The sequence below is a fragment of the Bradyrhizobium sp. CCGUVB4N genome, from assembly GCF_024199945.1.
Classification (GTDB): Bacteria; Pseudomonadota; Alphaproteobacteria; order Rhizobiales; family Xanthobacteraceae; genus Bradyrhizobium.
Genome location: NZ_JANADP010000001.1, coordinates 4,718,623 through 4,732,388, shown reverse-complemented (window position 1 = coordinate 4,732,388; position 13,766 = coordinate 4,718,623). Strand labels below are relative to the sequence as shown.

Annotated in this window: 14 protein-coding genes; 5 read left to right on the top strand and 9 right to left on the bottom strand. The window is 64.3% G+C overall.

The features are described 5' to 3' along the window. Complete coding sequence (locus tag NLM31_RS21575) at positions 1-795, bottom strand: enoyl-CoA hydratase/isomerase family protein (RefSeq protein ID WP_254193571.1); 795 nt, start codon at positions 793-795, stop codon at positions 1-3. 116 nt (positions 796-911) lie between these two features. On the opposite strand from NLM31_RS21575, the gene NLM31_RS21570 reads away from it, so the two are divergent. Then, a complete protein-coding gene (locus NLM31_RS21570; RefSeq protein ID WP_254193570.1) occupies positions 912-1,577 on the top strand; it encodes a GntR family transcriptional regulator in 666 nt (221 codons plus the stop codon). A gap of 19 nt (positions 1,578-1,596) precedes the next feature. Here NLM31_RS21570 and NLM31_RS21565 read toward each other — a convergent pair whose 3' ends face one another. Next, positions 1,597-2,523: a LysR family transcriptional regulator gene (locus NLM31_RS21565; protein WP_254193569.1), complete on the bottom strand. Its 927-nt coding sequence runs from the start codon at positions 2,521-2,523 to the stop codon at positions 1,597-1,599. An 88-nt stretch (positions 2,524-2,611) separates the two neighbouring features. Between NLM31_RS21565 and NLM31_RS21560 the strand changes: the two genes are divergently transcribed. Then, positions 2,612-3,487 carry an ABC transporter substrate-binding protein gene (locus NLM31_RS21560; RefSeq protein WP_254193568.1) on the top strand — a complete coding sequence of 292 codons (876 nt, stop codon included), beginning with the start codon at positions 2,612-2,614 and terminating at the stop codon, positions 3,485-3,487. Positions 3,488-3,541: 54 nt separating this feature from the next. Here the strand turns inward: NLM31_RS21560 and NLM31_RS21555 are convergent, their stop codons facing one another. The 6 genes from NLM31_RS21555 to NLM31_RS21530 form a co-directional block, all read right to left on the bottom strand. Beyond that, complete coding sequence (locus NLM31_RS21555; protein ID WP_254193567.1) at positions 3,542-4,042, bottom strand: hypothetical protein; 501 nt, start codon at positions 4,040-4,042, stop codon at positions 3,542-3,544. Positions 4,043-4,123: 81 nt separating this feature from the next. Then, on the bottom strand, positions 4,124-4,843 hold the full coding sequence (locus NLM31_RS21550; protein WP_254193566.1) for a haloacid dehalogenase type II: 720 nt from the start codon (positions 4,841-4,843) through the stop codon (positions 4,124-4,126). Positions 4,844-4,931: 88 nt separating this feature from the next. After that, positions 4,932-5,933 (bottom strand): class II fructose-bisphosphatase, encoded by a 1,002-nt coding sequence (gene glpX, locus NLM31_RS21545; protein WP_254131255.1) that lies wholly within the window; start codon positions 5,931-5,933, stop codon positions 4,932-4,934. A 138-nt stretch (positions 5,934-6,071) separates the two neighbouring features. Further along, complete coding sequence (locus tag NLM31_RS21540) at positions 6,072-7,388, bottom strand: homoserine dehydrogenase (RefSeq protein WP_254131254.1); 1,317 nt, start codon at positions 7,386-7,388, stop codon at positions 6,072-6,074. Between the two features lie 39 nt (positions 7,389-7,427). Then, a complete protein-coding gene (locus tag NLM31_RS21535) occupies positions 7,428-8,648 on the bottom strand; it encodes an LL-diaminopimelate aminotransferase (protein WP_254131253.1) in 1,221 nt (406 codons plus the stop codon). A gap of 248 nt (positions 8,649-8,896) precedes the next feature. Then, a complete protein-coding gene (locus tag NLM31_RS21530) occupies positions 8,897-9,172 on the bottom strand; it encodes a hypothetical protein (RefSeq protein ID WP_254131252.1) in 276 nt (91 codons plus the stop codon). A gap of 253 nt (positions 9,173-9,425) precedes the next feature. Between NLM31_RS21530 and NLM31_RS21525 the strand changes: the two genes are divergently transcribed. The 3 genes from NLM31_RS21525 (at position 9,426) to NLM31_RS21515 (ending at position 12,668) form a co-directional block, all read left to right on the top strand. Continuing rightward, on the top strand, positions 9,426-11,246 hold the full coding sequence (locus NLM31_RS21525) for an alpha/beta hydrolase (protein WP_254193565.1): 1,821 nt from the start codon (positions 9,426-9,428) through the stop codon (positions 11,244-11,246). Between the two features lie 57 nt (positions 11,247-11,303). Continuing rightward, complete coding sequence (locus NLM31_RS21520) at positions 11,304-11,702, top strand: MAPEG family protein (RefSeq protein WP_254193564.1); 399 nt, start codon at positions 11,304-11,306, stop codon at positions 11,700-11,702. A 198-nt stretch (positions 11,703-11,900) separates the two neighbouring features. Next, a complete protein-coding gene (locus NLM31_RS21515; RefSeq protein ID WP_254193563.1) occupies positions 11,901-12,668 on the top strand; it encodes an outer membrane protein in 768 nt (255 codons plus the stop codon). A 65-nt stretch (positions 12,669-12,733) separates the two neighbouring features. Here NLM31_RS21515 and argC read toward each other — a convergent pair whose 3' ends face one another. Continuing rightward, entirely contained in the window at positions 12,734-13,723 is a 990-nt protein-coding gene (argC, locus tag NLM31_RS21510) for an N-acetyl-gamma-glutamyl-phosphate reductase (protein WP_254193562.1), read from the bottom strand. Between the last annotated feature and the right edge of the window lie 43 nt (positions 13,724-13,766).

The window sequence follows — 13,766 nt, the reverse complement described above, 5'->3', positions numbered from 1 at the left end:
CTATTGACCGCACCACTGCGGGGCGCGCTTGTTGAGGAAAGCATCGAGCCCTTCGCGAAAATCCTGGCTCGTGTAGCACATCAGGATGAGGTCTTCGCCCTCGTCCCGCGTTAGCCGCTTTTGCAGGCGGGCCACCGCCTGCTTGGTCGCGTTGAGCGTCAACGGCGCGTGGCTGGCGACGAGGCGCGCGAGCTCGTCGGCACGCCTGTCGAGCGCCGGAAGATCCTCGACGACCTCGCCGAGCAGCCCGACCTGGGCTGCCTCCGCCGCATCGACAAGGCGCGCGGTGAAGATCAAATCCTTGACCCGCGCAGCCCCGATCAGGGCCGTGAGACGGCTGACATTGGACATCGACAGGCAATTGCCGAGCGTGCGGGCGATCGGAAAGCCGATTTTCGTGCTGCGTGTGCCGATGCGCAGATCGCACGCCGCGGCGATGCCCGCCCCGCCGCCGGTGCAGAAACCGTTGATCGCCGCGATCGTCGGCACCCGGCATTGCTCGAGCGTGGTCAGCACCCGGTCGATCCGGTTCTCGTAGTCGATGGAGTCCTGTGGCGTCTTGAATTCGCGGAACTGGTTGATGTCGGTGCCCGAGGCGAAGGCCTTGTCGCCGGCCCCGCGCAGCACCAGCACCTTGATGGAGCGATCGTCGTTGGCCTGCTCGCAAATGGCGGCGAGCCGCTCGTACATGGCGAAGGTGAAGGCGTTGCGCGCCTGCGGGCGGTTGAAGGTGATCCGCCCGATGCCGTCGTTGCATTCAAAAACGAGGTCGTCCGCCGCTACGGCCTGGTCCATTTCCTCGATCCCTGCTGTTTTTTGTATTTTTGAATGCAAAACTTGAGAATTTCAAGATATAATTGCCAGACTTTGGTCTACTGGCTCATTTTTGCATTCAAATTGGGGATTATTCCATGCTGCATGAGGAGGTCGTCGGCCGTATCCGCGACATTCTGCTCGACGGCGAGATCCCGCCGGGCGCGCGAATTCCCGAGCGCGAACTGTGCGAGCGGCTCGACATCTCGCGCACGCCGTTGCGCGAGGCGCTCAAGGTGCTCGCTGCCGAGGGCCTCGTGCAGCTCCTGCCCCATCGCGGCTCGCGCGCGGCAAAACTGACCGACAAGGACATGCGCGACCTCTTCGAGGTCTGCCAGGGCCTCGAAGCATTGGCCGGCGAGCTTGCCTGCGAACGCATCAGCGATCGCGAGATCGCGGAGATCGCGGCTGCGCACGCAGCGATGGTGCAGCATTATCGCGAAGGCGATCTGATCCAGTATTACCGCGGTAACCGCGCCATCCACGAGGGGATCGTCAATGCGGCCGGCAATCCCGTGCTGACCGGGCTCTACGCATCCGTCACCGCACGCATCCGCCGCGCACGCTATGTGACGCCGATGACGCCGCAACGCTGGGCGTTCGCCGTCAGCGAGCACGAAGCCATCCTGAACGCGCTCCAGCGCCGCGACGGCGCCGGGCTCTCCCATATCTTGCGCGCGCATCTACGGCACAAGCGGGAAGAAGTGTTGCAGGCGGGCTTTGCGGAGACGGAAGGCAGCGAGCCCACGCTGAAGATCGCGTGAGGCGGCTCGCCCTCGCCAGCTAGGCGCGATTGCCGAACAGGTCGAGCGTGATCGACCGCAGCCAGCGGTGGGCGGGATCGCGATGGTAGCGCTCGTGCCAATATTGCGCGATCTCGATCCGCGGCAATGCCACCGGCGTCCTGAACACGGTCATCCCGAGTGGCTCGGCGACGATGGCCGCGAGATTGGCGGGCAAGGTCGCAACCCCATCGGTTTGCGAGGCCACGATCGCGCCCGCGATGAAGCTCGGCACCTGCAACAGGATATTGGAGCGCGCGATCGCACGTGTCAGCACGCGCTGCGTTTCGAGATGAGCCGCATGGCCGGTCTCTGACGCGGTGATCAGGATATGCTTCTCGTCGAGAAATCCCCGACGCGTGCGCGCCGCAGCCGGCCTTGGATGGCCTCGCCTCACGACGCCGGCGTAGCCGTCCGAATAGAGCCGCTGGGAGCGGAGATGCCCCGCCGCGCGCGGCAAGGCGCCGAGCGCAAGGTCCGCCTCGCCCGACTCGAGCTTGACGGCGAAGTGCCGGGAGTCGAGCGGGATTGCGCGCAGCTGAACCCGCGGTGCGAGTTCGGCAAGGCGCGCGACCAAAGGCGGCAGGAACCGCACCATGCCGACATCGGTCAGCAGCAGGCTGAAGGTCTTCTCGGATTTCCGGGGATCGAACGGCAGCCGCTCCTGCCATAGCCGGTCGGCCATCTCGAGCAAGGCGCGGATTTGCGCCGCCATCTCGACGGCGCGTGCCGTCGGCTGCACGCCGCTGCCACGCCGCACGAACAGGGGATCGTCGAAGCTCAACCGCAAGCGCGCCAAGAGCTTGCTGATCGCCGGCTGCGTGGTCTCGAGGCTCACCGCGGCACGCGTGATGCTGCCCTCGCGGATCAGCGCGTCCAGCACGCGCAGATCGCGAAAATCGATCCCGGAAGATTCCATTTTTGACATGAGAAACATTCCCGTTTGGCTATGGATTGAGCTTCGCCCTTTGCTATCCTGCAGTCAATCGAACGGCCACGCGGATACGGAGGACGCCATGACCAAATTCGTGATCGAGTCTCACTTTCGCCTGCAGGAATGGGTGGCCGAGGAGAAGGGCTACTTCCGCGACGAAGGGCTCGACTACGAATTTCGCGAGTTGATCCGCTCGACCGAAGGCCAGCACCACAACAAGGTCAATGAAGGCGCCTTCCAGAGCATCGAGAAGGGTCGCAAGGCCGACGTCAGCTGCGCCTGCCACTGGACCGTCAACGTCGCCGCATCGAACGGCCACGCCAAGCTCTACGCCGACGTCTACTCGGTCGCGCCTTCGGGCATCTTCGTTCCGGCCGACTCCAAAATCCGCACCCCTGCGGACCTCGCAGGCGTGCCGATCTCGGTCGGCTTCCAGTCAGGCAGTCATTATTCGACGATCCAGGCGCTCGAGCCGTATCTGGCGCCGGGCCAGATCAACCTCACCTTCGAGGACGGCATGCTGTTTCGCCGGATGGAGCTGTTGTTCGAAGGCAAGAGCGAGGCGGCCTCGCTGTTCAACGGCCCCTACTATTTCGCCGAGCAGCTCGGCTATCGCAAGATCATCGACACCACGTTCATGATCGCGTCGATGATCAACGGCGATCCGGCGCCCGAGGACATCAAGCGCTACTTCCGCGCGCTGAAGAAGGCGCAGCGCGACATCGACCTGCGTCCGGAGCTCTTCACACGCTACTACAAGAACGAATTTCCGGATCGTTTCCACGCGGCCATGGACACCAGGCGCTGGGGGCCCGGCGAGCGGATCGTGTTCGAGCCCTATTCGCGCGAAATCTACGAGCAGTCGTTCGACTGGATTGAGAAGCACGGCTTCTTCGAAGCCGGCACGATGGGCGAAGGCACCTACGACAAGGCGACGGTCGCGTTCGGAAAGACTTGAGCGCGCCGGCGATCGGCGACCGGACGTGAGTGCTCGTCGCCCTTCGAGGGTGATTCAGTGCCGATCACGAAGGAAGCCCGCGATCGGCCGCAGAGCGTCAATGGCTGGAATAGTCTCGCAAGCCTGGAGGGCTGAGCACCACGGATAGGGCAAAGCCGCCACCCACCGCATGATCGGCTTAGAGTCCTCGGCCGGAAGCACGCACATCACCTCGATGTCGATCGCGAGACTCTTCACGCGCCCGTCGTCGGAGACAAACTGCCAGTCATAATGTCCGCATCCGACGCGGACGGCGCCGCCCTGCCGCGCCGACATCCCGACCAGCCAGTCGCAACGAAACTGCGGCAGGAGGCCCGCATCGGGACGGGAAAGGCAGAAAGTGCGCACATTCTCGTACTGGTCGCCGAAGCCGGTGACCAGGACTTGAGTGATTTGCGCGAGCCCCTTGGCCGAACTCGGAAACGAGATGGCATCGGTCTTGACCGCCATTTCGAGCTCGCTGTCGTCCACGAATGCGCGCGTCATCAATTCAGGACGGTTGCCGTCCTTCGCCACGATGTACGTGCTGATCGCATCGGCAGCGCCGATGGCCGTAGCTCGGCTCATTTGGTCGCCCTCAACACGTTCGGGCCGCCTCTAGCACCCCAGCTTGTCGGCGATCCCGCCGAAATCCCTGGCCACGATGTCCCATTGGCCTGTGGCTTCGAAATCGATCTTCTGCAACGGGCCGTACTCGGTCGGCCGCGCGACAAAGGCGGTCTTCAAGCCGTAGCTCTGGGCCGCCTTGAGGTCGTAATTGTGGGCAGCGACCATCATCACCTCTTCCGGCTTGAGGCAGAGCAGCTTGGCCGCGCCGAGATAGGTCTCGGGATCGGGCTTGTAGTGCTCGAACAACTCGGCGGACATGACGAGGTCCCACGGCAGCTTCGCGAACTTCGCCATGTTGGTGAGCAGCGCGACATTGCCGTTGGACAGCGGCGAGATCACGAACCTGGTCTTGAGCCGCGTCAGGCCGGCGACGCTGTCCGGCCAGGGGTGCAGGCGATGCCAGCCCTTGGTGAGATAATCCAGATCGGCCTCGGTGAGGCCCTTGATCGCGAACTGCTCGACCAGCTTCTCCAGCGAGCGGCGATGCAGATCGTCGAGCATGACATAGCCGCGCTCGGGATGCCTGCGCACGTCGTCCATCGAGGCCGAGTACACGGCGCGCCAGCCGTCGACCAGAGCGGTCCAGTCGGTGCTGATGCCCCGCCCCTTCCCCCACCACATGAAGTCCGTGATCAGGCTGGTGCGCCAGTCGACGACGGTGCCGAACACGTCGAAGACGAGCGCTTTGACGGCGGAGAGATCGGACATGGGCGCTTCCCTGTATGTTGCTTGTTCTTGGTCATTCCGGGATGCGCCGCACGGCGCAGGCCCGGAATGAGGGTCGCGTGTCGTCAGCCTAGTCGAGGTGGAACTTGGCGAGCTCGCGGTGCTCGGCCTTGATGTAGCGCACGGTGCCGGTGACGGAACGCATCACCACCGTCTCGGTCTCGATCACGCCGTCCTTGCGGAATTTCACGCCCGACAGCAGTGAACCGGTCGTGACGCCGGTCGCGGCGAACAGGCAGTCGCCGCGCGCCATGTCCTCGATGCCGTAGATCATCTTGGGATCGTTGACGCCCATCTTGGCGGCGCGCTCGATCTTCTCGCCGGAATCGAGGATCAGGCGGCACTGCATCTGGCCGCCGATGCAACGCAGCGCCACCGCCGCCAGCACGCCTTCCGGCGCGCCGCCGGTGCCGAGATACATGTCGACGCCGGTGTTGTCAGGGTCGGCGCAGTGGATCACGCCGGCGACGTCGCCGTCGGTGATGAGGCGCACGGCCGCGCCGGTCGAGCGCACGCTCTCGATGATGCCGGCATGACGCGGACGATCGAGCACGAGAACCGTGATGCCGTCGGGCTGGACGCCCTTGGCCTTGGCGAGACGGCGCACGTTCTCGGCCGGGGTCGCGTCGAGCTCGACGACGCCCTTGGCGTAGCCGGGGCCGACCGCGAGCTTCTGCATGTAGACGTCAGGCGCGTGCAGCAGCGTACCGCCATCGGCCATCGCCATGGTGGCGATCGAACCCGGCATGTTCTTGGCGCACAGCGTGGTGCCTTCGAGCGGATCAACCGCGATATCGACCTCCGGGCCGGCGTTCACGCCAACCTTCTCGCCGATGAAGAGCATCGGCGCCTCGTCGCGCTCGCCCTCGCCGATCACGATGGTGCCCTGGATCGGCAACTTGTTCAGCTCGCGGCGCATGGCGTCGACGGCGGCCTGGTCGGCGGCCTTCTCCTGCCCGTGCCCGCGCAGCCGCGCCGACGACACCGCGGCCCGCTCCGTGACGCGCACGATCTCCAGCGTGAGAATGCGCTCGAGCAATGCTTGCGGCGGCACTGAAATATGGGTCGACATCGGCTAACTCCTTCGAAACAGTTCTGGGCGGGAATCTCCGCCCACATCAACTCGTAACACCCACAGTTCGTTCGAACTGTTTTATCGTTTGAGCATGACCTTACCGGAAAACCGCTTCACACTTTTCCGGATCATGCTCTAGTTCTTCTCGATCCTGATGACCTGGGGCCGTCCGCTGATCACCTTGTCCTTCTGCACGGCCGCGAGCGCGCGGCGCACCGCGTCCTCATGTGTGGCATAGGTGATCAGGATGACGGGCACGGGGACCGCCTTGCCGTCGGCCGGGGCAGCGCCGCCATTGGGATGACGCTGCACGATCGACTCGATCGAAATCTTCTGCTCCGCGAGCCGGGTCGCGATCGCAGCCGCCGTGCCCGGGAAATCGCGCGCCAGGAGGCGGATGTAATAGCCGCCCTCGTGCCGCTCCATCGGCGCCTTCTTGGTGTCGCGCAGCTGCGCGATCGGCCGGCCGAACGGATTGGCGCGGATGCCGCGTGCGACGTCGGCGATATCGGCGACGACGGCGGACGCGGTCGCAGCACCGCCCGCACCGGGGCCGACCAGCGTAATCGGCGGAATGCCCTCGCCATCGACGGTGACCGCATTGGTGACACCCATCACCTGCGCGATCGAGGAGGTTTTTGGAACCATGGTCGGATGCACGCGCTGCTCGATGCCCTTGGCGGTGCGAACGGCAACACCGAGCAGCTTGAGCCGGTAACCGAGATCGTCAGCGGCGCGCAGATCTTCCGGCGCGATGGAGGAGATACCTTCGACATACACTGCGCTTTGAGCAACTTTCGTGCCGAAAGCGAGGCTGGCGAGAATGGCAAGCTTTTGCGCGGTATCGTGGCCGTCGACGTCGAAGGACGGGTTGGCCTCGGCATAGCCGAGCCGCTGCGCATCCTTGAGGCACTCGGCAAACGACAGGCCCTCCTGCTCCATCCGGGTCAGGATGTAATTGCAGGTGCCGTTGAGGATGCCATAGACGCGGTTGATGCCGGTTCCCGCAAGACCTTCACGTAACGTCTTGATGACAGGGATAGCGGCGCCGACCGCTGCCTCGAAATTCAGCGCACCGCCATGCTTTTCGGCGGCCTTTGCCAGCTTGATCCCGTGCTTGGCGAGCAGTGCCTTGTTCGCGGTGACGACGGACTTGCCGGCCGTCAGCGCGGCTTCGACCGCGGAGAGCGCGGGATCGCCGGCGCCGCCCATCAGTTCGACGAAGCAATCGATGCCGGGATGGGTGGCGAGCGCCATCGGATCCTTGGCCCATTCGACGCCGCGCAGATCGATACTGCGCTTCTTGGCCTTCGAGCGCGCGGTGACGGCGACGACGCGGATGCCGCGACCGCTGCGGCCCGCGAGCACGCGCGCCTGCGTTTCAATCAAACGGACAACTTCGGCGCCCACGGTGCCGAGCCCCGCTATGCCCACTTTCAGGGGTGCAACCATGATGCCTAGGAAAACCTGTCGAAGAGAACTTGAAGAGAATTAGCGCCGATTGGCGAGCGGAACGACGTTGTGCAACGTTTCGATGCCGCTTTCAAGGAAGCGGCGCACGCCGCGCGCGGCCTGCCTGATCCGTTGCTCGTTTTCCACCATGGCGATGCGGACATATCCTTCGCCATGCTCGCCGAAGCCGACGCCGGGCGAGACCGCGACGCCGGATTTCTCCACCATCAGGGTCGCGAACTGCATGCTGCCGACGCTGCGGAACGCTTCGGGCAGCGGCACCCAGGCGAACATCGAGGCCTCCGGCGGCGGAATCTCCCAGCCGGCGCGGCCGAACGATTCCACCAGCGCATCGCGGCGCTTGCGATAGGTGTCGCGCATCTCCTTGATGCAGTCGTCAGGGCCGTTCAGCGCCGCGGTCGCAGCGACCTGCACCGGCGTGAATGCGCCGTAGTCGAGGTAGGATTTGACGCGGGCGAGTGCCGCGATCACGCGATCATTGCCGACCGCAAAGCCCATGCGCCAGCCGGCCATCGAATAGGTCTTCGACATCGAGGTGAACTCGACGGTGACGTCGATCGCGCCGGGCACCTGGAGCACCGAGGGTGGCGGGTTGCTCTCGTCGAAATAGACTTCGGCATAAGCGAGGTCGGACAGGATCAGGATCTCGTGCTTCTTCGCGAAGGCGACGAGGTCCTTGTAGAAATCGAGGCTCGCGACATAGGCGGTCGGGTTCGAGGGATAGCAGACCACGAGCGCGAGCGGCTTCGGGATCGAATGCACGATCGCCCGCTCCACCGCCTCGAAGAATTGCGGCGTCGGCTCCGACGGCACCGAGCGGATCACGCCGCCCGCCATCAAAAAGCCGAAGGCGTGAATCGGGTAGCTCGGGTTCGGGCAGAGGATGACGTCGCCCGGCGCGGTGATCGCCTGGGCCACATTGGCAAACCCCTCTTTCGATCCCAGCGTCGCCACGACCTGGGTGTCTGGGTTGAGCTTCACGCCGAAGCGGCGCTCGTAGTAAGCGGCCTGGGCCCGGCGCAGGCCGGGGATGCCGCGGGAGGCCGAGTAGCGGTCAGTGCGCGGCTTGCCGAGCGTCTCCTTGAGCTTCTCCAGCACATGCGGCGGCGCCGGCAGATCCGGGTTGCCCATGCCGAGATCGATGATATCGGCACCGGCATTCCGCGCGGCCGCCTTGGCCCGATTGACCTGCTCGAACACGTAAGGCGGAAGGCGGCGGATGCGGTAAAAATCGTCCATGGCTCTCTGGGCTCCGGGCAACCGGTCAGGACAGAATCGATGGGCGATGACCACCCTTCGAGGAGATCTCGCCCCACACACAAAAATTGCTCAAAATCAAATACTTGGAGCAATTTTCGGCGACGAGGACTGAACTCCTTCGCCCTGACTCTCGGCTGAATTGAAGTCTTTTTAGCACGGAGTGGCGGGGGCGCCAGCGATTACCTTGCGCGCCCTGCGATGGCCGTCCCGCGCCGAATCGGCGGAGCTTACTTGGCGTCCTTGGCGGCGACGGCCTGGCGGTCGCGGGCGGCCGCAAGCTCGGCCTCGATCTTGGCGCGCTGCTCTGGCGGGATGATCGCCTGATCACGATCCGGCGGCAAATCGTGCACCGGCAGATAGGCCCCGGGCTCCTTGGGATGAGCCGGCGTGTCGGCGGCCGACATGTCCGCGAGCTGACTCGAACAGCCGCCCAGCGCGAGCGCCGCCATCAGCAGCACGCAGCCGGCAAGCCGCGACTTTTGCAGGTCCCACAACGCAAACACCTGGGAATTCCCCTACTCGTCCCATGCGAGGCTGTGGGAGCTTATCCCAACAACCTGCCCAAGCTCAAACCATTGCTGCCCACAAATGGTACGAGCGAGAAATCATCCAAGGCCCACACCAGGAGAGGTGCACTGCGATTGTGACAAAAGCAAGAAGCCTTGTCGCAGTGCAGCACATCTTCCGCGCGTGTTTAACGCAAAACCAGCGAGCTTCGCGGTGACGAATAGGGAATGAATCGTTACTGTCGCCTTCATGAGTAGCGCCACGACCGACACGCCCAAATCCGGGACAAACTCCGAAACGAAGTTCGATGCGGAAGCCTTCGCGATGAATGTCGCGCGGGCCATGGAGAGCGGCGGCAAGGCGCTCGCCGCATATCTGAAGCCGCGCGAAACCGGCGAGGTGCAGGACCGTCCGCCGGCCGAGCTCGCCGAGGTCGTGAAGACCTTCACGTCGGTCGCCGAATACTGGCTGTCGGACCAGTCGCGGTCGTCCGACCTCCAGACCAAGCTCGCCAAGGACTATCTCGATCTCTGGGGTTCGGCCGCACGGCGGATGGCCGGCCAGGAGGCCCAGCCCGCGATCGCGCCCTCGCCGCGCGACAAGCGCTTTGCCGATCCGGAATGGAAGTCGAACCAGTTCTTCGATTTCATGATGCAGCTCTATCTGCTCACGACCAAATGGGCACAGGAGCTGGTGCACGATGCCGAGGGGCTCGATCCGCAGACGCGGCGCAAGGCCGAGTTCTACATGCAGCAGGTCACCAACGCGATCTCGCCGTCGAACTTCGTGCTGACCAATCCGGAAGTGCTGCGCGAGACGGTTGCCAGCAGCGGCGAGAACCTCGCGCGCGGCCTGACGATGCTGGCGGAGGACATCGCCGCCGGCAAGGGCATGCTGAAGATCCGCCAGTCCAATCCGGACAACCTCGTCGTCGGCGTCAACATGGCGACGACGCCGGGCAAGGTGATCTACCAGAACGAGATGATGCAGCTGATCCAGTATTCTCCGACCACGGAGAAGGTGCTGCGCACGCCGCTGCTGATCGTGCCGCCCTGGATCAACAAGTTCTACATTCTCGATCTCAAGCCGGAGAAATCCTACATCAAGTGGTGCGTCGACCAGGGCATCACCGTGTTCGTGATCTCATGGGTCAATCCCGACAAGAAGCTCGGCGCCAAGAGCTGGGAAGACTACATGAAGGAAGGCCCGCTCACGGCGATGGACGTGATCGAGCGCGTCACCGGCGAGATGAAGGTCCACACCGCCGGCTATTGCGTCGGCGGCACCATGCTCGCGACCACGCTGGCCTGGCTCGCCGAGAAGCGGCGCCAGCGCGTGACCTCGGCGACGTTCTTTGCCGCCCAGGTCGACTTCACCCATGCCGGCGATCTCCTGGTGTTCGTCGACGAGGGCCAGATCACGGCGCTCGAGCAGGACATGAAGGCGTCCGGCGTGCTCGAAGGCTCGAAGATGGCGATGGCCTTCAACATGCTGCGCTCCAACGACCTGATCTGGTCCTACGTGGTCAGCAACTATCTCAAAGGCCAGCAGCCGAGTGCGTTCGACCTGCTGCACTGGAATTCCGACGCGACACGGATGACCCAGGCGAATCATTCCTATTACTTGCGCAACTGCTATCTGGAGAACCGGTTGTCGACCGGCACCATGGTGCTCGACAACACGCTGCTCGACCTCTCCAAGGTCATGGTGCCCGTCTACAACCTCGCCACGCGCGAGGACCACATCGCGCCGGCGGAATCCGTGCTGTACGGCTCGCAGTTCTTTGGCGGCCCGGTGAAATACGTGCTCTCCGGCTCCGGCCACATCGCCGGCGTCGTCAATCCGCCGGCCTCGAACAAGTATCAGTACTGGACCAACGACAACATCAAGGACGTCAACGTCGCCCAGTGGATGAAGGGCGCGGTGGAGCACAAGGGCTCCTGGTGGCCGGATTGGCGCGAATGGCTCGGCGGGCTCGATCCGGAGGAAGTGCCCGCGCGCAGCGTCGGTACCGAGGCGCAGCCGCCGATCGAGGACGCTCCGGGCAGCTATGTCAGGGTGCGCGCATAGCGCAATGCCGCGCGCTTTCGTATAAGCTCACGACATCGATTTGGAGGGGACCGGGTTATGACGCGCGAATTGTTCTGGCTGACGTGCACGGTGATCCTGACCGGGATCCTCTGGATTCCCTACACCATCAACCGCTGCCAGATTCGGGGCCTCGGCGGCGCGATGGCCAATCCCTCCCGCGGCGACAAGCCGCAGTCGGAATGGGCGAACCGCTTGATGTTCGCGCATGACAATGCCGTCGAGAACCTCGTGCTGTTCGCCCCGCTGGTGCTGATCCTGAACGCGATCGACTACTCCTCGAAATGGACGGTGCTCGCCTGCGTGGTCTATTTCTGGTCGCGCGTCGCGCATCTGATCGTCTACGCGCTCGGCATTCCCGTGTTCCGCACCCTCGCCTTCACCGTCGGCTTCCTCGCGCAGGCCGTGCTGGCGCTGGCGATCTTCAAGATCTTCTGACTGCGCACCCCGCATGCGGGGCGATGCCTAGCGAAGGCTTCAGGCCTGCGCACCCTGACGGCTGTCCGCCATCAACCGCAGCTGTTGCCGAAGGATGACAGTGCGGCAAAAACCGACTGGCGCGACAGATTGCCCGTACAGGTTGTCACCCATCCACAGCAAAATTCACGCATCGCAATTGATTGATTCGGAACAGACATGAACCGGAAAATGATTTTCGCACTCGGCGCGGTTTCGCTCGCCGCCGTCGCGACGCAAGCCAACGCTGCCGACCTCGCTGCCCGCCCCTACACCAAGGCGCCGCCGATGATCGCCACCGTCTATGACTGGAGCGGCTTCTACATCGGCGCCAACGGTGGCTATGGCTCCTCGCACAATTGCTGGAACGGAACCGCCGGCTTCCCGGTCGGCATCGCCGAAGGCTGCCATGATGCGACGGGCGCCGTCGCCGGCGGCCAGATCGGCTATCGCTGGCAGAGCAGCGCCTTCGTGTTTGGCCTCGAAGCGCAGGGTGACTGGGCCGATCTCTCGGGTCGGAATACCAGCGCCGTGCTTGGCGTCGCGAACCGCACCCATATCGACGCCTTCGGGCTGTTCACCGGCCAGGTCGGCTACGCCTGGAACAATGCGCTGCTCTATGTGAAGGGCGGCGCCGCGGTCACCAGCAATCAGTACCGCGGCATCGGTACAGGCGGTCTTGCCGGGGCCGAGTTCGATGGTGCCAACGAGACCCGCTGGGGCGGCACGGTCGGCGTCGGCTTCGAGTACGGTTTTGCCCCGAACTGGTCGGTCGGCCTCGAATACGATCACCTGTTCATGGGCCGCCACGACGTCACGCTCACGGCCAACGGCGCGCTCGCGCCGGTCGGCACGTTCTCGCGCACCGATAGCATTCGTCAGGATGTCGACCTGATCACGGCCCGCATCAACTACAAGTTCGGCGGCCCGGTCATCGCCAAGTACTGAGGTCTGGAGTCCCGCACGCAGCGCATCACTGAAGAAGTGCTGCTCTGCGTGCGGCGAACAGCGCCCTACTCCTCCGGCAGCTCCAGCATCAGCCGCATGTTCTGCACGGCTGCGCCCGAGGCGCCCTTGCCGAGATTGTCCAGCCGCGCGACCAGCACCGCCTGGTGATACTTGTCGCTGGCGAAGACGTAGAGCTCGAGCATGTTGGTCTCGTTGAGCGCTTCCGGTTCGAGCCGGCCGCCCTTGGTCGCTTCGTTCTGAAGCGGCATCGCCGAGACGTATTTCGAACCCGCGTAGCGTTTTGCGAGCGCGGCCTGCAGATCGGCGCCGCTGGGCTTGCCCGGCAGCGTGTCGAGCTGGAGCGGGATCGAGACCAGCATGCCCTGCCGGTAATTGCCGACCGAGGGAATGAAGATCGGCCGCCGGGTCAGGTTCGAATAGAGCTGCAGCTCCGGCAGATGCTTGTGCTCGAAGCCGAGGCCATAGAGCTCGAAGGACGGCGCGCTGCCGTCTTCAAAGCTCGCGATCATCGACTTGCCGCCGCCGGAATAGCCGCTCACCGCATTGACGCTGATGGGATAGTCAGGCGGCAACAGGCCGGCATCCACGATCGGCCGCAGCAGCGCGATGCCGCCGGTCGGATAGCAGCCGGGATTGGAGACCTTCTTCGCGGCCTTGATCCTGCTGGCCTGGTCCGGGGCGAGCTCCGGAAAGCCGTAGGCCCAGTCCGGCGCAACCCGGTAGGCGGTCGAGGCGTCGAGCACCTTCGGGCCCGAGGTGCCCATGCTGTCGATCAGCGCGACCGTTTCCCTGGCGGCATCATCGGGCAGGCAGAGGATGACGAGATCCACCTCCTCCATCAGCGCCTTCTTGGCCGCAGGATCCTTGCGCTTGTCGTCGGCAATGGTCTTCACCACGACGTCGTTCTGCAGCTTGAGCCGCTCATTGATGCCGAGCCCGGTCGTGCCGGAGCCGCCGTCGACGAAGACGGTGGCGGGCTTTGTCGTTGCGGCGCTGCTCGAGGCCTGTTTGGCGTCGACTTCAGAAAGACTCATGGCACGCTCCTTTCGAGCTTGTTCGTATCACCGTCGGCGCCTC

Bases quoted from the DNA above. Each gene is read 5' to 3' on its own strand.
- NLM31_RS21575 (WP_254193571.1), bottom strand. From the start codon at position 795: ATGGACCAGGCCGTAGCGGCGGACGACCTCGTTTTTGAATGCAACGAC.
- NLM31_RS21570 (WP_254193570.1), top strand. From the start codon at position 912: ATGCTGCATGAGGAGGTCGTCGGCCGTATCCGCGACATTCTGCTCGAC.
- NLM31_RS21565 (WP_254193569.1), bottom strand. From the start codon at position 2,523: ATGTCAAAAATGGAATCTTCCGGGATCGATTTTCGCGATCTGCGCGTG.
- NLM31_RS21560 (WP_254193568.1), top strand. From the start codon at position 2,612: ATGACCAAATTCGTGATCGAGTCTCACTTTCGCCTGCAGGAATGGGTG.
- NLM31_RS21550 (WP_254193566.1), bottom strand. From the start codon at position 4,843: ATGTCCGATCTCTCCGCCGTCAAAGCGCTCGTCTTCGACGTGTTCGGC.
- glpX (WP_254131255.1), bottom strand. From the start codon at position 5,933: ATGTCGACCCATATTTCAGTGCCGCCGCAAGCATTGCTCGAGCGCATT.
- NLM31_RS21540 (WP_254131254.1), bottom strand. From the start codon at position 7,388: ATGGTTGCACCCCTGAAAGTGGGCATAGCGGGGCTCGGCACCGTGGGC.
- NLM31_RS21535 (WP_254131253.1), bottom strand. From the start codon at position 8,648: ATGGACGATTTTTACCGCATCCGCCGCCTTCCGCCTTACGTGTTCGAG.
- NLM31_RS21525 (WP_254193565.1), top strand. From the start codon at position 9,426: ATGAGTAGCGCCACGACCGACACGCCCAAATCCGGGACAAACTCCGAA.
- NLM31_RS21520 (WP_254193564.1), top strand. From the start codon at position 11,304: ATGACGCGCGAATTGTTCTGGCTGACGTGCACGGTGATCCTGACCGGG.
- NLM31_RS21515 (WP_254193563.1), top strand. From the start codon at position 11,901: ATGAACCGGAAAATGATTTTCGCACTCGGCGCGGTTTCGCTCGCCGCC.
- argC (WP_254193562.1), bottom strand. From the start codon at position 13,723: ATGAGTCTTTCTGAAGTCGACGCCAAACAGGCCTCGAGCAGCGCCGCA.